The sequence below is a fragment of the Pseudomonas sp. B21-053 genome, assembly GCF_026016365.1.
GTDB lineage: Bacteria > Pseudomonadota > Gammaproteobacteria > Pseudomonadales > Pseudomonadaceae > Aquipseudomonas > Aquipseudomonas nunensis.
In genome coordinates, this window is sequence record NZ_CP087205.1 from 1 (window position 1) to 16,785 (window position 16,785).

At 57.9% G+C, this 16,785-nt stretch carries 15 protein-coding genes; 9 read left to right on the forward strand and 6 right to left on the reverse strand.

The window, feature by feature from the left end:
- From dnaA to dinD, 5 genes are all read left to right on the forward strand, one after another.
- Complete coding sequence (dnaA, locus tag LOY68_RS00005; RefSeq protein WP_054048135.1) at positions 1-1,521, forward strand: chromosomal replication initiator protein DnaA; 1,521 nt, start codon at positions 1-3, stop codon at positions 1,519-1,521.
- 39 nt (positions 1,522-1,560) lie between these two features.
- Entirely contained in the window at positions 1,561-2,664 is a 1,104-nt protein-coding gene (gene dnaN, locus LOY68_RS00010; RefSeq protein ID WP_054048133.1) for a DNA polymerase III subunit beta, read from the forward strand.
- 20 nt (positions 2,665-2,684) lie between these two features.
- A complete protein-coding gene (recF, locus tag LOY68_RS00015) occupies positions 2,685-3,788 on the forward strand; it encodes a DNA replication/repair protein RecF (protein WP_054048131.1) in 1,104 nt (367 codons plus the stop codon).
- 5 nt (positions 3,789-3,793) lie between these two features.
- Positions 3,794-6,217, forward strand: a complete 2,424-nt coding sequence (gene gyrB / locus LOY68_RS00020) for a DNA topoisomerase (ATP-hydrolyzing) subunit B (protein WP_123408550.1) — start codon at positions 3,794-3,796, stop codon at positions 6,215-6,217.
- 224 nt (positions 6,218-6,441) lie between these two features.
- Complete coding sequence (gene dinD / locus LOY68_RS00025) at positions 6,442-7,266, forward strand: DNA damage-inducible protein D (protein WP_265042303.1); 825 nt, start codon at positions 6,442-6,444, stop codon at positions 7,264-7,266.
- Positions 7,267-7,354: 88 nt separating this feature from the next.
- Here dinD and LOY68_RS00030 read toward each other — a convergent pair whose 3' ends face one another.
- Positions 7,355-8,074 carry a response regulator transcription factor gene (locus LOY68_RS00030; protein ID WP_163910527.1) on the reverse strand — a complete coding sequence of 240 codons (720 nt, stop codon included), beginning with the start codon at positions 8,072-8,074 and terminating at the stop codon, positions 7,355-7,357.
- 176 nt (positions 8,075-8,250) lie between these two features.
- Between LOY68_RS00030 and LOY68_RS00035 the strand changes: the two genes are divergently transcribed.
- Positions 8,251-9,783, forward strand: a complete 1,533-nt coding sequence (locus LOY68_RS00035; protein ID WP_265042305.1) for a sensor histidine kinase — start codon at positions 8,251-8,253, stop codon at positions 9,781-9,783.
- Between the two features lie 170 nt (positions 9,784-9,953).
- Here the strand turns inward: LOY68_RS00035 and LOY68_RS00040 are convergent, their stop codons facing one another.
- The 4 genes from LOY68_RS00040 to glyQ form a co-directional block, all read right to left on the reverse strand.
- The gene (locus tag LOY68_RS00040) at positions 9,954-10,733 is read right to left on the reverse strand and encodes a lysophospholipid acyltransferase family protein (protein ID WP_265042307.1); all 780 of its coding nucleotides are present in this window, start codon (positions 10,731-10,733) and stop codon (positions 9,954-9,956) included.
- A gap of 81 nt (positions 10,734-10,814) precedes the next feature.
- Complete coding sequence (gmhB, locus tag LOY68_RS00045; protein ID WP_163910524.1) at positions 10,815-11,348, reverse strand: D-glycero-beta-D-manno-heptose 1,7-bisphosphate 7-phosphatase; 534 nt, start codon at positions 11,346-11,348, stop codon at positions 10,815-10,817.
- A gap of 6 nt (positions 11,349-11,354) precedes the next feature.
- On the reverse strand, positions 11,355-13,409 hold the full coding sequence (gene glyS, locus LOY68_RS00050; RefSeq protein ID WP_265042309.1) for a glycine--tRNA ligase subunit beta: 2,055 nt from the start codon (positions 13,407-13,409) through the stop codon (positions 11,355-11,357).
- Complete coding sequence (gene glyQ / locus LOY68_RS00055) at positions 13,406-14,359, reverse strand: glycine--tRNA ligase subunit alpha (protein WP_008155694.1); 954 nt, start codon at positions 14,357-14,359, stop codon at positions 13,406-13,408. Before glyQ ends, glyS begins: the two co-directional genes overlap by 4 nt.
- A gap of 81 nt (positions 14,360-14,440) precedes the next feature.
- Here glyQ and tag point away from each other — a divergent pair, with 81 nt between their 5' ends.
- The 3 genes from tag to LOY68_RS00070 all read left to right on the forward strand — a co-directional run bounded on the left by tag (position 14,441) and on the right by LOY68_RS00070 (position 16,315).
- Positions 14,441-14,998: a DNA-3-methyladenine glycosylase I gene (tag, locus tag LOY68_RS00060; RefSeq protein WP_265042314.1), complete on the forward strand. Its 558-nt coding sequence runs from the start codon at positions 14,441-14,443 to the stop codon at positions 14,996-14,998.
- A 40-nt stretch (positions 14,999-15,038) separates the two neighbouring features.
- Positions 15,039-15,926 carry a lysophospholipid acyltransferase gene (locus LOY68_RS00065; protein WP_054048093.1) on the forward strand — a complete coding sequence of 296 codons (888 nt, stop codon included), beginning with the start codon at positions 15,039-15,041 and terminating at the stop codon, positions 15,924-15,926.
- A 149-nt stretch (positions 15,927-16,075) separates the two neighbouring features.
- The gene (locus LOY68_RS00070; protein WP_265042316.1) at positions 16,076-16,315 is read left to right on the forward strand and encodes a PilZ domain-containing protein; all 240 of its coding nucleotides are present in this window, start codon (positions 16,076-16,078) and stop codon (positions 16,313-16,315) included.
- Here LOY68_RS00070 and LOY68_RS00075 read toward each other — a convergent pair whose 3' ends face one another.
- Entirely contained in the window at positions 16,316-16,630 is a 315-nt protein-coding gene (locus tag LOY68_RS00075; RefSeq protein WP_054617160.1) for a tetratricopeptide repeat protein, read from the reverse strand.
- Positions 16,631-16,785 lie beyond the last annotated feature (155 nt).

The window sequence follows — 16,785 nt, forward strand, 5'->3', positions numbered from 1 at the left end:
GTGTCAGTGGAACTTTGGCAGCAGTGCGTGGAGCTTTTGCGCGATGAGCTGCCTGCCCAACAATTCAACACTTGGATCCGTCCACTACAGGTCGAAGCCGAAGGCGACGAGTTGCGTGTCTACGCACCGAACCGTTTTGTTCTCGACTGGGTCAACGAAAAGTACCTGGGCCGCGTTCTCGAACTGCTGGATGAGCATGGCAACGGCATTGCGCCGGTGCTTTCCTTATTAATAGGCAGCAAACGCAGTTCGGCACCGCGTGCGGCACCCAATGCTCCGCTGGCCGCCGCAGCTTCCCAGGCTCAGACTGCCCAGGCACCTGTCAGCGCTCCAGCCCCAGCGCCAGCCGCCACCCAGACCAAACGTGCAACTCAAAAAGTTGCCGAAGTCAGCGAAGAGCCGTCTCGCGACAGCTTCGACCCGATGGCTGGTGCCAGTTCGCAACAGGCCCCGGTCCGTGCCGAACAACGCACTGTGCAGGTCGAAGGCGCGCTCAAGCACACCAGCTACCTGAACCGCACTTTTACCTTCGAGAACTTCGTCGAAGGTAAGTCCAACCAGCTGGCCCGGGCCGCGGCCTGGCAAGTGGCGGACAATCCCAAGCACGGTTACAACCCGCTCTTCCTTTATGGTGGCGTTGGTTTGGGTAAGACCCACTTGATGCACGCTGTGGGTAACCACCTATTAAAGAAGAACCCGAATGCCAAGGTCGTGTACCTGCATTCCGAGCGTTTCGTGGCCGACATGGTCAAGGCGCTGCAACTGAACGCGATCAACGAATTCAAGCGCTTCTACCGCTCGGTGGATGCGCTGCTGATCGATGACATTCAGTTCTTCGCTCGCAAGGAACGTTCCCAGGAAGAGTTTTTCCACACCTTCAACGCCCTGCTTGAAGGTGGCCAGCAGGTCATTCTCACCAGTGACCGCTACCCGAAAGAAATCGAAGGCCTTGAAGAGCGCCTCAAATCCCGCTTCGGCTGGGGCCTGACGGTTGCCGTCGAGCCGCCGGAGCTGGAAACCCGCGTGGCGATCCTGATGAAAAAGGCCGACCAGGCCAAAGTCGATCTGCCCCACGACGCGGCGTTCTTCATTGCCCAGCGTATTCGCTCCAACGTCCGTGAGCTGGAAGGCGCGCTCAAACGCGTGATCGCCCACTCGCACTTCATGGGGCGCGACATCACCATCGAGTTGATTCGCGAATCCCTGAAAGACTTGTTGGCGCTGCAAGACAAACTGGTCTCTGTGGATAACATTCAGCGCACCGTCGCCGAGTACTACAAGATCAAGATCTCCGACCTGCTGTCCAAGCGTCGTTCGCGCTCGGTCGCACGTCCGCGTCAGGTTGCAATGGCCCTCTCCAAAGAGTTGACTAACCACAGCCTGCCGGAAATCGGTGATGTGTTTGGCGGCCGCGACCACACGACTGTTTTGCACGCCTGCCGCAAGATCAACGAACTTAAGGAATCCGACGCGGACATCCGCGAGGACTACAAGAACCTGCTGCGTACACTGACCACTTGATGAACACCAGCGCAGCTTATTAAGGCAAGGGACTAGACCATGCATTTCACCATTCAACGCGAAGCCCTGTTGAAACCCCTGCAACTGGTCGCAGGCGTCGTCGAGCGCCGACAGACCTTGCCGGTGCTCTCCAACGTGCTGCTGGTTGTCGAAGGCCAGCAACTGTCGCTGACCGGTACCGACCTGGAAGTCGAGCTGGTTGGTCGTGTGCAACTCGAAGAGCCGGCTGATCCAGGTTCTATCACTGTGCCTGCGCGCAAGCTGATGGACATCTGCAAGAGCCTGCCGAACGATGCGCTGATCGACATCAAGGTCGATGAGCAGAAGCTCGTGGTGAAGGCCGGCCGTAGCCGCTTCACCTTGTCGACCCTGCCGGCCAACGATTTCCCAACGGTTGAAGAAGGTCCGGGTTCGCTGACCTGCAGCCTGGAGCAAAGCAAACTGCGTCGTCTGATTGAACGCACCAGCTTCGCCATGGCCCAGCAGGACGTGCGTTACTACCTCAACGGCATGCTGTTGGAAGTTTCCGAAGGCATCATCCGCGCCGTGGCCACCGACGGTCACCGTCTGGCCATGTGCTCGATGAAAGCCGATATCGGTCAGCCGGATCGTCACCAGGTGATCGTGCCGCGCAAGGGTATCCTTGAGCTGGCGCGTCTGCTGACCGAGCCGGATGGCCTTGTCAGCATCGTCCTGGGTCAACACCACATCCGTGCGACCACCGGCGAGTTCACCTTCACCTCGAAACTGGTCGACGGCAAGTTCCCGGACTACGAGCGTGTTCTGCCGAAAGGTGGCGACAAGCTTGTGCTGGGTGATCGCCAAGCTCTGCGTGAAGCCTTCAGCCGTACCGCGATTCTGTCCAACGAGAAGTACCGCGGCATCCGTCTGCAACTGGCCAACGGTCAGCTGAAGATCCAGGCGAATAACCCGGAGCAGGAAGAAGCGGAAGAAGAAGTGGGCGTTGAGTACAACGGCGGCAATCTGGAAATCGGCTTCAACGTGAGCTACCTGCTCGACGTACTGGGCGTGATGACCACCGAGCAGGTTCGCCTGATCCTGTCCGACTCCAACAGCAGTGCGCTGGTGCAAGAGTCCGACAACGACGACTCGGCCTACGTTGTCATGCCGATGCGTCTGTAATCATGCCCAGCAGAAGCTAGATGTCCTTAAGTCGCGTCTCGGTCACCGCGGTGCGCAATCTGCACCCGGTGACCTTCTCCCCCTCTCCCCGAATCAACATTCTTTACGGCGCCAACGGCAGCGGCAAAACCAGTGTTCTGGAAGCCATTCATCTGCTGGGGCTTGCCCGTTCGTTTCGTAGCAGCCGTCTTTTACCTGTGATTCAGTACGAGCAACTGGCGTGCACGGTGTTTGGTCAGGTGGAATTGGCCGAAGGCGGGCACAGCGCCTTGGGGATATCGCGAGACCGCCAGGGTGAGTTCCAGATCCGCATTGACGGGCAGAACGCCCGCAGCGCGGCGCAACTGGCAGAGATCCTGCCGTTGCAGCTGATCAACCCGGATAGTTTCCGGTTGTTAGAAGGTGCACCCAAGATTCGGAGGCAGTTTCTCGACTGGGGTGTGTTCCACGTGGAACCGCGATTCATGTCCACTTGGCAGCGCTTGCAGAAGGCCCTGCGCCAGAGAAACTCTTGGCTGCGGCATGGTACACTTGACGCCGTTTCGCAAGCGGTTTGGGACAGGGAACTGTGCCAGGCCAGCGCAGAAATTGATGAATACCGCCGCGCTTATATCAAAGCCTTGAAACCAGTCTTTGAACAGACCTTGAGCGAACTGGTTGAGCTCGAGGGCTTAACGCTGAGCTATTACCGAGGTTGGGACAAAGAGCGCGAACTAAGTGCCGTGCTTGCCGGGTCCCTTCAGCGGGATCAGCAAATGGGTCATACCCAGGCCGGACCACAACGCGCTGATTTGCGTCTTCGATTGGGCGCACATAACGCCGCGGACATATTGTCTCGGGGTCAGCAGAAGTTGGTGGTTTGTGCATTGCGGATTGCCCAGGGGCACCTGGTTAGCCAGGCCCGACGCGGCCAGTGTATTTATCTGGTGGATGACTTGCCGTCCGAACTGGACGAGCAACACCGCCGTGCGCTTTGCCGCTTGCTGGAAGACTTACGCTGCCAGGTGTTTATCACCTGTGTAGATCACGAATTATTGAGGGAAGGCTGGCAGACGGAAACGCCAGTCGCTTTGTTCCACGTGGAACAGGGCCGTATCACCCAGACCCACGACCATCGGGAGTGAAGGCATTGAGCGAAGAAAATACGAATACCTACGACTCAACGAGCATTAAGGTGCTGAAAGGCCTGGATGCCGTCCGTAAACGTCCCGGTATGTACATTGGTGACACAGACGATGGCAGCGGTCTGCACCACATGGTCTTCGAGGTAGTCGACAACTCCATCGATGAGGCGCTCGCTGGCCACTGCGACGACATCAGCATCATCATCCACCCGGACGAATCCATCACCGTGCGTGACAACGGTCGTGGCATCCCGGTGGATGTGCACAAAGAAGAAGGCGTTTCCGCAGCCGAGGTCATCATGACCGTGCTGCACGCCGGCGGTAAGTTCGATGACAACTCCTACAAAGTATCCGGCGGCCTGCACGGTGTAGGTGTGTCAGTGGTGAACGCTCTGTCCGAAGAGCTTGTTCTCACAGTGCGCCGCAGCGGCAAGATCTGGGAACAGACTTACATCCACGGTGTTCCGAAAGAGCCGATGAAAATCGTCGGCGAGAGCGAAACCACCGGTACCCAGATTCACTTCAAACCGTCCGACCTGACCTTCAAGAACATCCACTTCAGCTGGGACATCCTGGCCAAGCGGATTCGTGAACTGTCCTTCCTGAACTCCGGTGTTGGCATCGTCCTCAAGGATGAGCGCAGCGGCAAGGAAGAGCTGTTCAAGTACGAAGGCGGTCTGCGTGCGTTCGTTGAATACCTGAACACCAACAAGACTCCGGTCAACCAGGTGTTCCACTTCAACATCCAGCGTGAAGACGGCATCGGCGTGGAAATCGCCCTGCAGTGGAACGACAGCTTCAACGAGAACCTGTTGTGCTTCACCAACAACATTCCTCAGCGCGACGGCGGTACTCACCTGGTGGGTTTCCGTTCCGCGCTGACGCGTAACCTGAACACCTACATCGAAGCGGAAGGCCTGGCGAAGAAGCACAAAGTCGCCACCACCGGTGACGATGCCCGTGAAGGCCTGACCGCGATTATTTCGGTGAAGGTGCCGGATCCGAAGTTCAGCTCCCAGACTAAAGACAAGCTGGTTTCTTCCGAAGTGAAGACCGCGGTCGAGCAGGAAATGGGCAAGTACTTCTCCGACTTCCTGCTGGAAAATCCGAACGAAGCCAAACTGGTCGTCGGCAAGATGATCGACGCGGCTCGCGCGCGTGAAGCGGCGCGTAAAGCCCGTGAGATGACCCGTCGTAAAGGCGCGCTGGATATCGCCGGCCTGCCGGGCAAACTGGCTGACTGCCAGGAAAAAGACCCTGCCCTGTCCGAACTGTACCTCGTGGAAGGTGACTCTGCTGGCGGTTCCGCCAAGCAGGGTCGCAACCGTCGCACCCAGGCCATCCTGCCGTTGAAAGGCAAGATCCTGAACGTCGAGAAGGCGCGTTTCGACAAGATGATCTCTTCGCAAGAAGTGGGCACCTTGATCACCGCGCTGGGCTGCGGCATCGGCCGCGACGAGTACAACATCGACAAGCTGCGTTATCACAACATCATCATCATGACCGATGCTGACGTCGACGGTTCGCACATCCGTACCCTGCTGCTGACCTTCTTCTTCCGTCAGTTGCCGGAGCTGATCGAACGCGGCTACATCTACATCGCCCAGCCGCCGCTGTACAAGGTCAAGAAAGGCAAGCAAGAGCAATACATCAAAGACGACGACGCCATGGAAGAGTACATGACGCAGTCGGCCCTGGAAGATGCGAGCCTGCACCTGAACGAAGAAGCCCCGGGCATCTCCGGTGAAGCGCTTGAGCGTCTGGTGAATGACTTCCGTCTGGTGATGAAGACCCTCAAGCGTCTGTCGCGCCTGTACCCACAGGAACTGACCGAGCACTTCATCTACCTGCCAGCGGTGAGCATGGAGCAACTGTCCGATCACGCAGCGATGCAGGATTGGATGGCTCAGTTCGAAGTGCGCCTGCGTACTGTCGAGAAGTCTGGCCTGGTCTACAAAGCCAGCCTGCGTGAAGACCGTGAACGTAACGTCTGGCTGCCAGAGGTCGAACTGATCTCCCACGGCCTGTCGAACTACATCACCTTCAACCGCGATTTCTTCGGCAGCAACGATTACAAAACCGTCGTTTCCCTGGGCGCTCAATTGAGCACCTTGCTCGACGACGGCGCGTACATCCAGCGCGGCGAGCGCAAGAAGCCGGTGACCGAGTTCAAGGAAGCCCTTGAATGGCTGATGGCTGAAAGCACCAAGCGCCACACCATCCAGCGATACAAAGGTCTGGGCGAAATGAACCCGGATCAGCTGTGGGAAACCACCATGGACCCAGCGCAGCGCCGGATGCTTAAAGTGACCATCGAAGACGCCATTGGCGCGGACCAGATCTTCAACACCCTGATGGGTGATGCGGTCGAACCCCGCCGTGACTTCATCGAAAGCAATGCCCTGGCGGTTTCCAACCTGGACTTCTGATCCAATTGTAGATGGCACATTAAATGTCACAAATGGGCGGCCTATTTCCGCTCTGCCAAACAAAACCCCGGCCTTCAAGCCGGGGTTTTTGTATTAGGATCAGTCAATTAATAAGAGTCCGGTTATCGTAGTTCGATGAACCAGCGCATCGTACTTTACTGGACGGTTAACATTGACAGGCTGCGCTATTGCTACTGATCAATGATTGGCGAGGAATGAGGCTTATGAACGAGCAGCATCAGTCTTTCGAAGAACGGAAGCAAACAGATGAAAACGGCGCGGAATTTTGGTCAGCGAGAAGCTTGTCCAAGCTGCTCGAATACTCAGAATATCGACATTTCCAACCCGTTTTAGCTCGAGCAAAAGAAGCCTGCACGAGTAGTGGGTTCGCCATTGATGACCATTTCGAGGATACGCTCGCAATGGTCACGATTGGTTCGGGCGCGCGGCGGGAACTGCCGGATGTAAAGCTCTCGCGCTACGCGTGTTACCTGGTTGTGCAGAATGGTGATCCTTCCAAACCAGTTATCGCTGCAGGGCAGACATACTTCGCTATTCAGACACGTCGGCAAGAGCTTGCTGACGACACTACCTTCCAGCAACTGAAAGAAGATCAGAAGCGTTTGCTGCTTCGCAACGAGCTTAAGGAGCACAACAAGCAGCTTGTCGAGGTAGCTCAACTGGCTGGTGTGGAAACCGGTCTGGATTTCGCCATATTCCAGAATCATGGATATCAAGGCCTCTATGGGGGGCTTGATCAAAAAGCTATCCACATCCGAAAGGGACTAAAGAAGAGTCAGAAGATTCTTGATCACATGGGGTCTACTGAATTAGCCGCCAACTTGTTCCGTGCTACACAGGCTGAAGAAAAACTTCGCCGTGATGAGGTCAAGGGTAAACAGCACGCAAATCAGGTGCATCTTGAGGTTGGCAGGAAAGTTCGCGAAACCATCTCTGATTTGGGAGGCACGATGCCTGAAGACCTCCCTACTCCTGAAAATAGCATCAAGAAAATTGCGTCTGCGGTTAAAAAGCTACAAGACAAATAATTTCTGAAATGAGTGTAGGTCGCGCCCCAAATCAAAAGATCGCAGCCTACGTAATGTAGGCGCTGCCGAAGGCAGCGATCTTTTGATCTTATTCGCCGACCGACCCCACACTCTCCAACCGATACCCATACCCATAAATCGTCAGCAGCTGCCAACCCCGATCAGCCGTCAGCCCGAGCTTATTGCGCAGGCGATAGATGTGAGTGTCCAGTGGTCGCGAAGACACCATCTCTTCATGGCTCCAGAACCGTCCATACAGATATTCCCGAGACAGCGGCCGGCCCAGGTTGGTGAATAAACATCGCGCCAGACTGTATTCCCGTTCGGTCATGGCGATGGGGATACCCGCGCGGGTGACGGTCAGTTCAGCGTCATCAAACACCAGGTCATTGAAACTCAGTACTTCGGTAGCCGTTGCGCGTTGCTGGCCGTGCCTGCGCAATACAGCAGCGACACGGGCTTTCAATTCATTGGGACGGAACGGCTTGCTGACGTAGTCGTCGGCCCCGGCATTCAGTGCCTGGACGATGTCGCTCTCGGCGTCGCGGCTGGTGAGCATGATGGCGGCAGGCGGCGCATCCATGTGTTCGCGGGTCCAGCGCAGCAGCGAGAGGCCGCTGAGGTCTGGCAGTTGCCAGTCGAGGATCAGCAGGTCGAAGGTTTCCCGGCGCAGCTGGCGCAACAGATCTTCCGCGCGCTCGAAGCTGTGCAATAGCCAGGGCTGTTCGCCCGGTTCGGCCATTTGGTGCAGGGTCTGTTCGACCCGGCGCAGTTCGGCGGGTTCATCGTCCAGTATCGCGACACGCATGTGCGGCAATTCCTTGAGGGCGGGTGGGCGGTAGACGATACCGGCTCGACTGGCGGAGTGAAAGTAAGCAAACCGGCGTCGGTCATCGTCCGCTATGATTCTTCGGGTTCAATCCCCCAATCAGACTCCTGACTCATGAATCTAACGCCTTCCCCCCTGCCCTATCAGACGTGCCCATGACGAATCAGCGCCGTCGTGAAAGCCGTGAGCCGACTCAGGTCCAGCGTTTGTTCCGGCAATTGGTCAGGGAGTGGTTGTGGATAAGTCTGATCCTGCTGCCCCTGACCGCCCTGCTTTCGTACAGCGCCCAGTCCAGTGAGCTCAAGGGTTCGGGAGCGCTGGAGGCGTTGTTGTCAGTCAGTCTAGTCGCTTGCGTGCTCGGCTTGCTGTTACTGCGCCCGCGCCTGGCGCTGTGGGTGACGTTGGGTGGCATGAGCTGCGCGCTGCTGATCAGCGCCTGTCTGGCAGAACTGCGTTGGTGGTGGTCCCCGGCGGCGAGCCTGATGGGTATGCTGTTGGGCTACCTGATCTGGAATTGGCGGCGCCTGAGTGTGGTGCTGAGCTACTTCGGCTGGGAACTGGCGCGCTTGGACAACGAACCGAAAGTCTTCCCGGAACGCCGTCGGGTGCAGTTTCCCACTGGCGATCATTTGCAGGGGCAAATCATGGCGCTGGAACAAGCCATGAGTCGCACCCGCGATACCCGGCGCTTTATCGCCGACGGACTGGAGTATCTACCGGTAGCGACGTTGATCAGTGATCCGCGAGGCCGGATATTGCTCGGTAACCGTAATGCCCGAGATTTGTTCGGCGCCGATCTGGTGGGCGATGACATCCTTGAGCAACTGGCGCGATTGGGCTACCCGGAATTGCTGAATGGCGCGCGCCCGCTTTTATCGACGTTGGCCCTGCTGGAATTCAGGGATATCAAAGGACGCAGTCTGCGCCTGGAGCGCGCGGCATTGTTGCCCGTGGACGGAGAAACGCCGATTGGCTGGTTGTTGAGCCTGACCGATCTGAGTGTCGAACGTGATGCCGAAGAGCAACGTGGTGTGCTGCTACGCTTTTTGTCCCACGACCTGCGGGCGCCGCATTCGGCGATCCTTGCGTTGCTCGACGTGCATCGGCACCAAGTAGGTGGCGACACGCAGTTGTTCGATCAGATTGAGCGTCAGGTGCGCCGGGCCTTGGACCTCACGGACGGCTTCGTGTTATTGGCCAGGGCCGAGTCAGAGGCCTATGAATTCCAACCCACCCTGTTCGCAATGCTGGTACTGGACGTGTTCGACCAGGCCCTGAGCATTGCGCAGTTGAAGCAGATCGAGTTAGTCCACCACCTCGAAGACGATGCCCAGGAAAGTTTGATCATGGCCGATCAGGGTTTGCTGACCCGGGCGTTGTTCAATTTGCTGGAAAACGCCATCAAGTACAGTGATTCCGGAACGCGTATCAGCCTGCAAGTCAGCAGTCGCGAGGGGTGGCTGACCTGTGAGCTTACCGATCAGGGCAAAGGCATCGCTGCCGACGAATTGCCTGAGCTGTTTAGCCAATATCGCCGGTTTACTTCGGCTCAAGGCATCGATGGTATTGGGTTGGGATTGTCGATGGTCAAGGCAGTGGTGGATCACCACGATGGCCGGATCGAATGTCACAGTGAGGTCGGTAAAGGCACCCGTTTCAGCCTTCTATTCCCCCTGCTGGATGAATAAAACCCGGGCATAAAAAAACCGGCTATATCAGCCGGTTTTTTTACGTCCGAAAAAACTTATGCACCTTTTTCGGGATTTTATGAGATTAAGAAATATGTATATAAATCATAAGCCTAGAAACTAAATACGACGTTTTTCAACAAAACGGTACACAGGTTATCCACAGAATCTCAGACAGCCACCTGATCCGTCTCGGCGGGTGCTTGAGGCGCCGGTGGCAACGAACCCATATCGCGTTGCATCTGCTCATTCCAGGCCTGGACCCGATCGTTCAATGCGGCAACGGCTCGCGGTCCACTGCCCTCGGCGTACATCGGCTCACCGATGATCACGGTGATCACGCCCTGCTTCTTTGCCCAACCGGTTTTCGGCCAGAACTTGCCCGCATTGTGTGCAATCGGCAGCACCGGAAGTGCGGCGTTGACCGCCAAAGCGCTACCACCGCGCGAGAACTTGCCAACGGTGCCGTAAGGAACCCGAGTGCCTTCCGGGAAGATCAGGACCCAGACACCATCCTTCAACAATTCATCGCCCTTCTTCGCCACATGCTTGAGCGCGGCTTTGGGATTATCACGGTCGATGGCGATCGGTCGCAGCATGGCCATCGCCCAACCGAAGAAGGGCACGAACAGCAATGAACGCTTGAGGACCTGGCTCAACGGTTCGAAGTAAGCGGAGAGAAAGAACGTCTCCCATGTGCTCTGGTGGTTCGATTGAATCACGCAGGGCTGGTCAGGCACGTTTTCAGCGCCTTTGATTTCGTAGCTGATGCCCAGGAACACTTTGCTCAGCCATAAGGCGCAGCGGCACCAGTACACATTAATGAAGCGATATCGGGCCTTGAACGGCAGAAAAGGCGCGATGAAAAAGCTCAGGCTGCACCAAAGCAAAGAGCTGGTGCCCAGCAACAGATAAAAGAGGAATGTTCTGATGGCCTGCAGTATCGACATGGTGACGTTTACCGTGCGGGCTCTGCCCGTCTATATAAAGCGCAATCCCGATCAATCCTTGGTCAGGAATCTCGAAACGCTCTAATTGTGGATAAGTTCTGCGGCAATCGCCGCCAGATCGTCAAAAATCAAGGTGCCTACCGGTAGGGTTTTACCCAGAGTCTTTTCGCCTTTCCCGGTCTTTACCAAAACTGGCTGAGAATCGACGGCTTTTGCGGCTTCTAGGTCACCAAGGGAATCGCCGACAAACCATAGATTAGTCAGCGACACGTTGTAATGCGCGGCGATGGTTTTCAACATCCCGGGTTTTGGCTTGCGGCAATCGCAGCCATCGTCCGGCCCGTGCGGGCAATAGACGATCAGCCCGACTTCACCGCCCTGCTCCGCCACCAACGTGCGCAAGCGCTCGTGCATGGCGTCCAGGGTGGCGATGTCGTAATAGCCGCGAGCGATGCCCGACTGGTTGGTAGCGACCGCCACCGTCCAGCCGGCCTTGCTCAACTGCGCGATGGCTTCGATCGAACCGGGGAGCGGAATCCACTCCTCCACCGACTTGATGTAAGCGTCGGAGTCGTAGTTGATCACCCCGTCCCGATCGAGAATCAGCAGTTTCAAACAGTCTTACCCCAACAGCGAAATATCGGCGACGCCGAGGAACAGCCCACGCAGACGCGACAGCAGTGCATAACGGTTGGCGCGCACATTGGCGTCATCCGCATTGACCATCACGGCTTCGAAGAATGCATCGACCGGCTCGCGCAGGGCAGCCAGACGCGCCAGGGATTCGCTATACTGACGGGCAGCTGCCATCGGCTGAACAGCCTGGTCAGCCTGCTGGATCGCCGAGTACAGGGAGAACTCGTTGGCATTGTCGAAGTACTTGGCTTCAACGACCGTCGGCACGGAGCCTTCGACCTTGCTCAACAGGTTCGACACGCGCTTGTTCACCGCGGCTAAAGCAGCGGCTTCCGGCAACTTGCGGAACGCTTCTACCGCTTGTACGCGTTGGTCGAAGTCCAGCGCCGAACCCGGCTTCAGGGCACGCACCGACAGGTAAGTACCGACATCCACGCCTTCGTCTTCATAACGGGCACGCAGACGGTCGAAGATGAATTCCAGCACCGAGTCATTCAGGCCGGCAGCCTTCACCTTGGTACCGAACGCATTCACGGCAAACGCCACGGCTTCGTTGAGGTCGAGGTCGAGTTTCTTGTCGATCAGGATGCGCAGCACGCCCAATGCTGCACGGCGCAGGGCATACGGGTCTTTGCTACCGGTTGGCAACATGCCGATACCGAAGATACCGACCAAGGTATCGAGCTTGTCGGCAATGGCCACGGCCGCACCGGTCAGGGTGGTCGGCAGTTCAGCGCCGGCACCGCGCGGCATGTACTGCTCGTTCAGCGCCAGGGCGACTTCTTCCGGCTCGCCATCGTTGAGGGCGTAGTAGTAACCGGCGACACCTTGCATCTCCGGGAACTCACCGACCATTTCGGTCGACAGGTCGCATTTGGACAGCAGGCCGGCACGGGAAGCCCAGGCTGCGTTGCCGCCAATGCGTTGCGCGATGTACGCCGCGAGTTTGGAAACGCGCTCGGCCTTGTCGTAGACGCTGCCGAGTTTTTCCTGGAACACCACGTTCTGCAGGCGCAGGTTGAAGTCTTCGAGTTTCTGCTTCTTGTCTTGCTTGAAGAAGAACTCGGCGTCGGTCAGGCGTGGGCGAACCACTTTCTCGTTACCGGCGATGATCTGTTGCGGGTCTTTGCTTTCGATGTTGGCCACGGTAATGAAACGTGGCAGCAACTTGCCGTCGGCATCCAGCAGGCAGAAGTACTTCTGGTTGTCCTGCATGGTGGTGATCAAGGCTTCTTGCGGCACGTCGAGGAAGCGTTCCTCGAACGAGCACACCAGCGGCACCGGCCATTCAACCAGCGCGGTCACTTCATCGAGCAAGGCTGGCGGCACAATCGCAGTACCTTCCTGCATCGTCGCCAGTTCTTCGGTGCGCTTGCTGATCAGTGCGCGACGCTCGTTGGCATCGGCCAGCACGTAGGCGCCACGCAGATCGGCCAAGTAGTTGGCCGGCGCGGTGATGCGCACGCTTTGCGGGTGGTGGAAGCGGTGACCACGGGAGTCACGGCCAGCCTTCTGGGCGAGGATCGTGCAATCGATGACCTGGTCACCGAGCAGCATCACCAGCCATTGGGTCGGACGCACGAATTCTTCTTTGCGAGCACCCCAGCGCATGCGCTTCGGGATCGGCAGGTCGTTCAGGGAATCTTCGACGATGGTCGGCAGCAGGCTCGCGGTCGGCTTGCCGGCGATGCTCTGGCTGTAACGCAGTTTCGGACCGCTCTGATCGATTTCGCTCAGGTCGACGCCGCACTTCTTGGCGAAACCCAGGGCTGCTTGAGTCGGGTTGCCGTCGGCATCGAACGCGGCCTGACGTGGCGGGCCGTCGAGGTTAATGCTGCGATCCGGTTGCTGGGTGGCCAGCGCGGTGATCAGCACGGCCAGGCGACGTGGCGCGGCGTAGACGGTTTTGGTCTCGTAGTTCAGGCCGGCAGCTTGCAGGCCCTTGTCGATACCGGCCAGAAACGCGTCGGCCAGGGTGTTCAGGGCTTTGGGTGGCAGTTCTTCGGTGCCCAATTCAACCAGGAAATCCAGAGCACTCATTGTGCAGCCTCCAGCTTAGCCAACACTTCGTCACGCAGGTCCGGGGTCGCCATCGGGAAGCCCAGCTTGGCGCGAGCCAGCAGGTAGGCTTGCGCAACGGAACGCGCCAGGGTGCGAACACGCAGAATGTATTGCTGACGCGCAGTCACGGAGATTGCCCGGCGCGCATCCAGCAGGTTGAAGGTATGGGACGCCTTCAACACCATTTCGTAGCTCGGCAACGGCAGCGGCTGGTCGAGTTCGATCAGGCGCTTGGCTTCGCTTTCGTAGAAATCGAACAGCTCGAACAGCTTCTCGACATTGGCGTGTTCGAAGTTGTAAGTCGATTGCTCGACTTCGTTCTGGTGGAACACGTCGCCGTAAGTCACTTTGCCCATCGGACCGTCAGCCCAGACCAGGTCGTAGACCGAGTCCACGCCTTGCAGGTACATGGCCAGACGTTCCAGACCGTAAGTGATTTCGCCGGTCACCGGGTAGCACTCGATGCCGCCCGCTTGCTGGAAGTAAGTGAACTGCGTCACTTCCATGCCGTTGAGCCAGACTTCCCAGCCCAGACCCCAGGCGCCGAGTGTCGGCGATTCCCAGTTGTCTTCGACGAAGCGAATGTCGTGGACCAATGGGTCCAGGCCGACGTGCTTGAGGGAGCCCAGGTACAGTTCCTGGAAGTTGTCCGGGTTCGGCTTCAGGACTACCTGGAACTGGTAGTAGTGCTGCAGACGGTTCGGGTTTTCGCCGTAGCGGCCGTCAGTCGGGCGACGACTGGGCTGCACATAAGCGGCGTTCCAGGTTTCCGGGCCGATGGCGCGCAGAAACGTGGCTGTGTGGAAAGTGCCGGCGCCTACTTCCATATCGTAGGGCTGAAGTACCACGCAACCTTGCTCGGCCCAGTATTGCTGGAGCGCGAGGATCAAGTCTTGGAAGGTACGCACGGCTGGCGTAGGCTGGCTCACGAAATTCACCTGTTTCTTGGGCTGCGATTTAAAGAGCGGGAGTATACCCGATTCGTTGCTGCGCACGCCCCCTGGAGCCTTATGCCACGCTGCTTTTGGTGTTCCGAAGATCCGCTGTACATGGCTTATCACGATCAGGAGTGGGGCACGCCGCTACGCGATGCGCAGGGATTGTTCGAGTTGCTTTTGCTCGAAGGGTTCCAGGCCGGCCTCTCATGGCTCACCGTGTTGCGCAAACGTGAGCGTTATCGCGAGGTGTTGTTCGGCTTCGACGTACAGCGCGTGGCGCAAATGAGCGACGCCGAAATCGATGAATTGATGCTCGATCCGGGGATCATTCGCAATCGTCTCAAACTCAACGCGGCCCGGCGCAACGCCCAGGCTTGGTTGGCACTGGAGGATCCAGTGAAATTTCTCTGGTCCTTCGTCGGCGATAAACCGCTGATCAATCATTTCAAGGATCGCAGCGAAGTGCCGGCGGTGACGCCGGTCGCCGTGGAGATGAGCAAAGGCCTGAAAAAGGCCGGGTTCACCTTCGTCGGCCCGACCATTTGTTATGCGCTGATGCAGGCCTCGGGCATGGTCATGGACCACACCCGGGATTGCGATCGCTACGCGACGCTGGCGAACGGCGGTTAGAATGACCGCCTCGCACACAGCACAAGATCAGGAGTGACCTGTGGATAAGTTTAAAGGCGCCTTGCTGGTAGGCGCTCTGCGGCTGTTTGCCTTGCTTCCGTGGCGAGCAGTGCAAGCGGTGGGCTCGGCGATTGGCTGGGTCATGTGGAAAACCCCCAACCGTTCCCGCGACGTGGTGCGGATCAACCTCGCCAAGTGCTTCCCGGAGATGGATGCCGCCGAACGCGAGCGTCTGGTCGGCCAGAGCCTGAAAGACATCGGCAAGTCCCTGACCGAAAGCGCCTGCGCCTGGATCTGGCCGGCCCAGCGTTCGATCGACCTGGTGCGCGAAGTCGAAGGCCTCGACGTGTTGAAGGATGCGTTGGCGTCCGGCAAAGGTGTGGTCGGCATCACCAGCCACTTGGGCAACTGGGAAGTGTTGAACCACTTCTATTGCAGCCAGTGCAAACCGATCATTTTCTATCGTCCACCGAAATTGAAGGCTGTGGATGATTTGCTGCGCAAACAACGCGTGCAATTGGGCAACCGCGTGGCGGCCTCCACCAAGGAAGGCATCCTCAGCGTGATCAAGGAAGTGCGCAAAGGTGGTGCAGTGGGCATTCCCGCCGACCCGGAACCGGCCGAATCCGCCGGGATCTTCGTGCCGTTCTTCGCCACCCAGGCCCTGACCAGCAAATTCGTGCCGAACATGTTGGCGGGCGGCAAAGCAGTCGGCGTGTTCCTGCATGCCCTGCGGTTGCCGGACGGCTCGGGGTACAAAGTGATCCTCGAAGCCGCGCCGGAAGCCATGTACAGCACGGATACCGAGACGTCTTGCGCCGCGATGAGCAAAGTCGTGGAACGCTATGTCGGGGCTTATCCGAGCCAGTACATGTGGAGCATGAAGCGCTTCAAGAAGCGTCCACCGGGTGAAGAACGCTGGTACTGAAGTAATTGGCACGCTCTGTGGATAACCTGCCTGTGTAGGAGCGAGGCTTGCCCGCGAAGCTTTTAGCGTTATTGAGGACGCCTTCGCGGGCAAGCCTCGCTCCTACAAGGTCAAGTTATCCACAACACGTTCATTCAAGGGCGCAGTAGATGTCCGAACTCCGCAAATCATTTCGCATCAAGATCAGCCACGAAAGCTTCGGCGAGTGTCTGGGGCAAACCCGTAACCTGTCGACGACGGGCGTCTACGTCAAGCACCCGACTCTGTCGGTATTGCCCAAGGGCGCGGTGGTTTACGGTCAGGTGCAAGACTTACCCACAGGCGCGCCGCAAGTGCGCATGGAAGTGGTGCTGGTGGATGCCGAAGGGATTGGCCTGCGCTATCTCTGATCAGTGGGCCTGACGCTCAAGCTTCTTCAGAAACACCGTCATTTCCTTCTCCGCCTGCTTGTCGCCATGGGCGCGAGCGGCTTCCAGGCCTTGTTCCCAGGCCTGACGTGCGGCGGCAACGTCCGCCTGCGCCAGATGCGCTTTGCCCAGCAGCTTCCAGGCCGCCGAATACTTTGGATCGAACTCAACGCAGCGCTGGAAATGCTCGGCGGCCTTGGCGTTTTCCCCAAGATCCAGATAGCCCTTGCCCAGGCCGAAGCGCAGCAAGGAGTTATCCACACCCTTGGCGAGCATTTTTTCCAGGGATTCGATCATGGGTGGATTCCTTTGAGTGATGAGTGGTTTTCGAGATCGTCTTCGCGAGCAAGCCCGCTCCCACAGTGGATATTCAGTGGCCACAGTTTTTGTGTACGGCCCAGATCCCCTGTGGGAGCGGGCTTGCTCGCGAAGAGGTCAGTCCAGTCAACGCA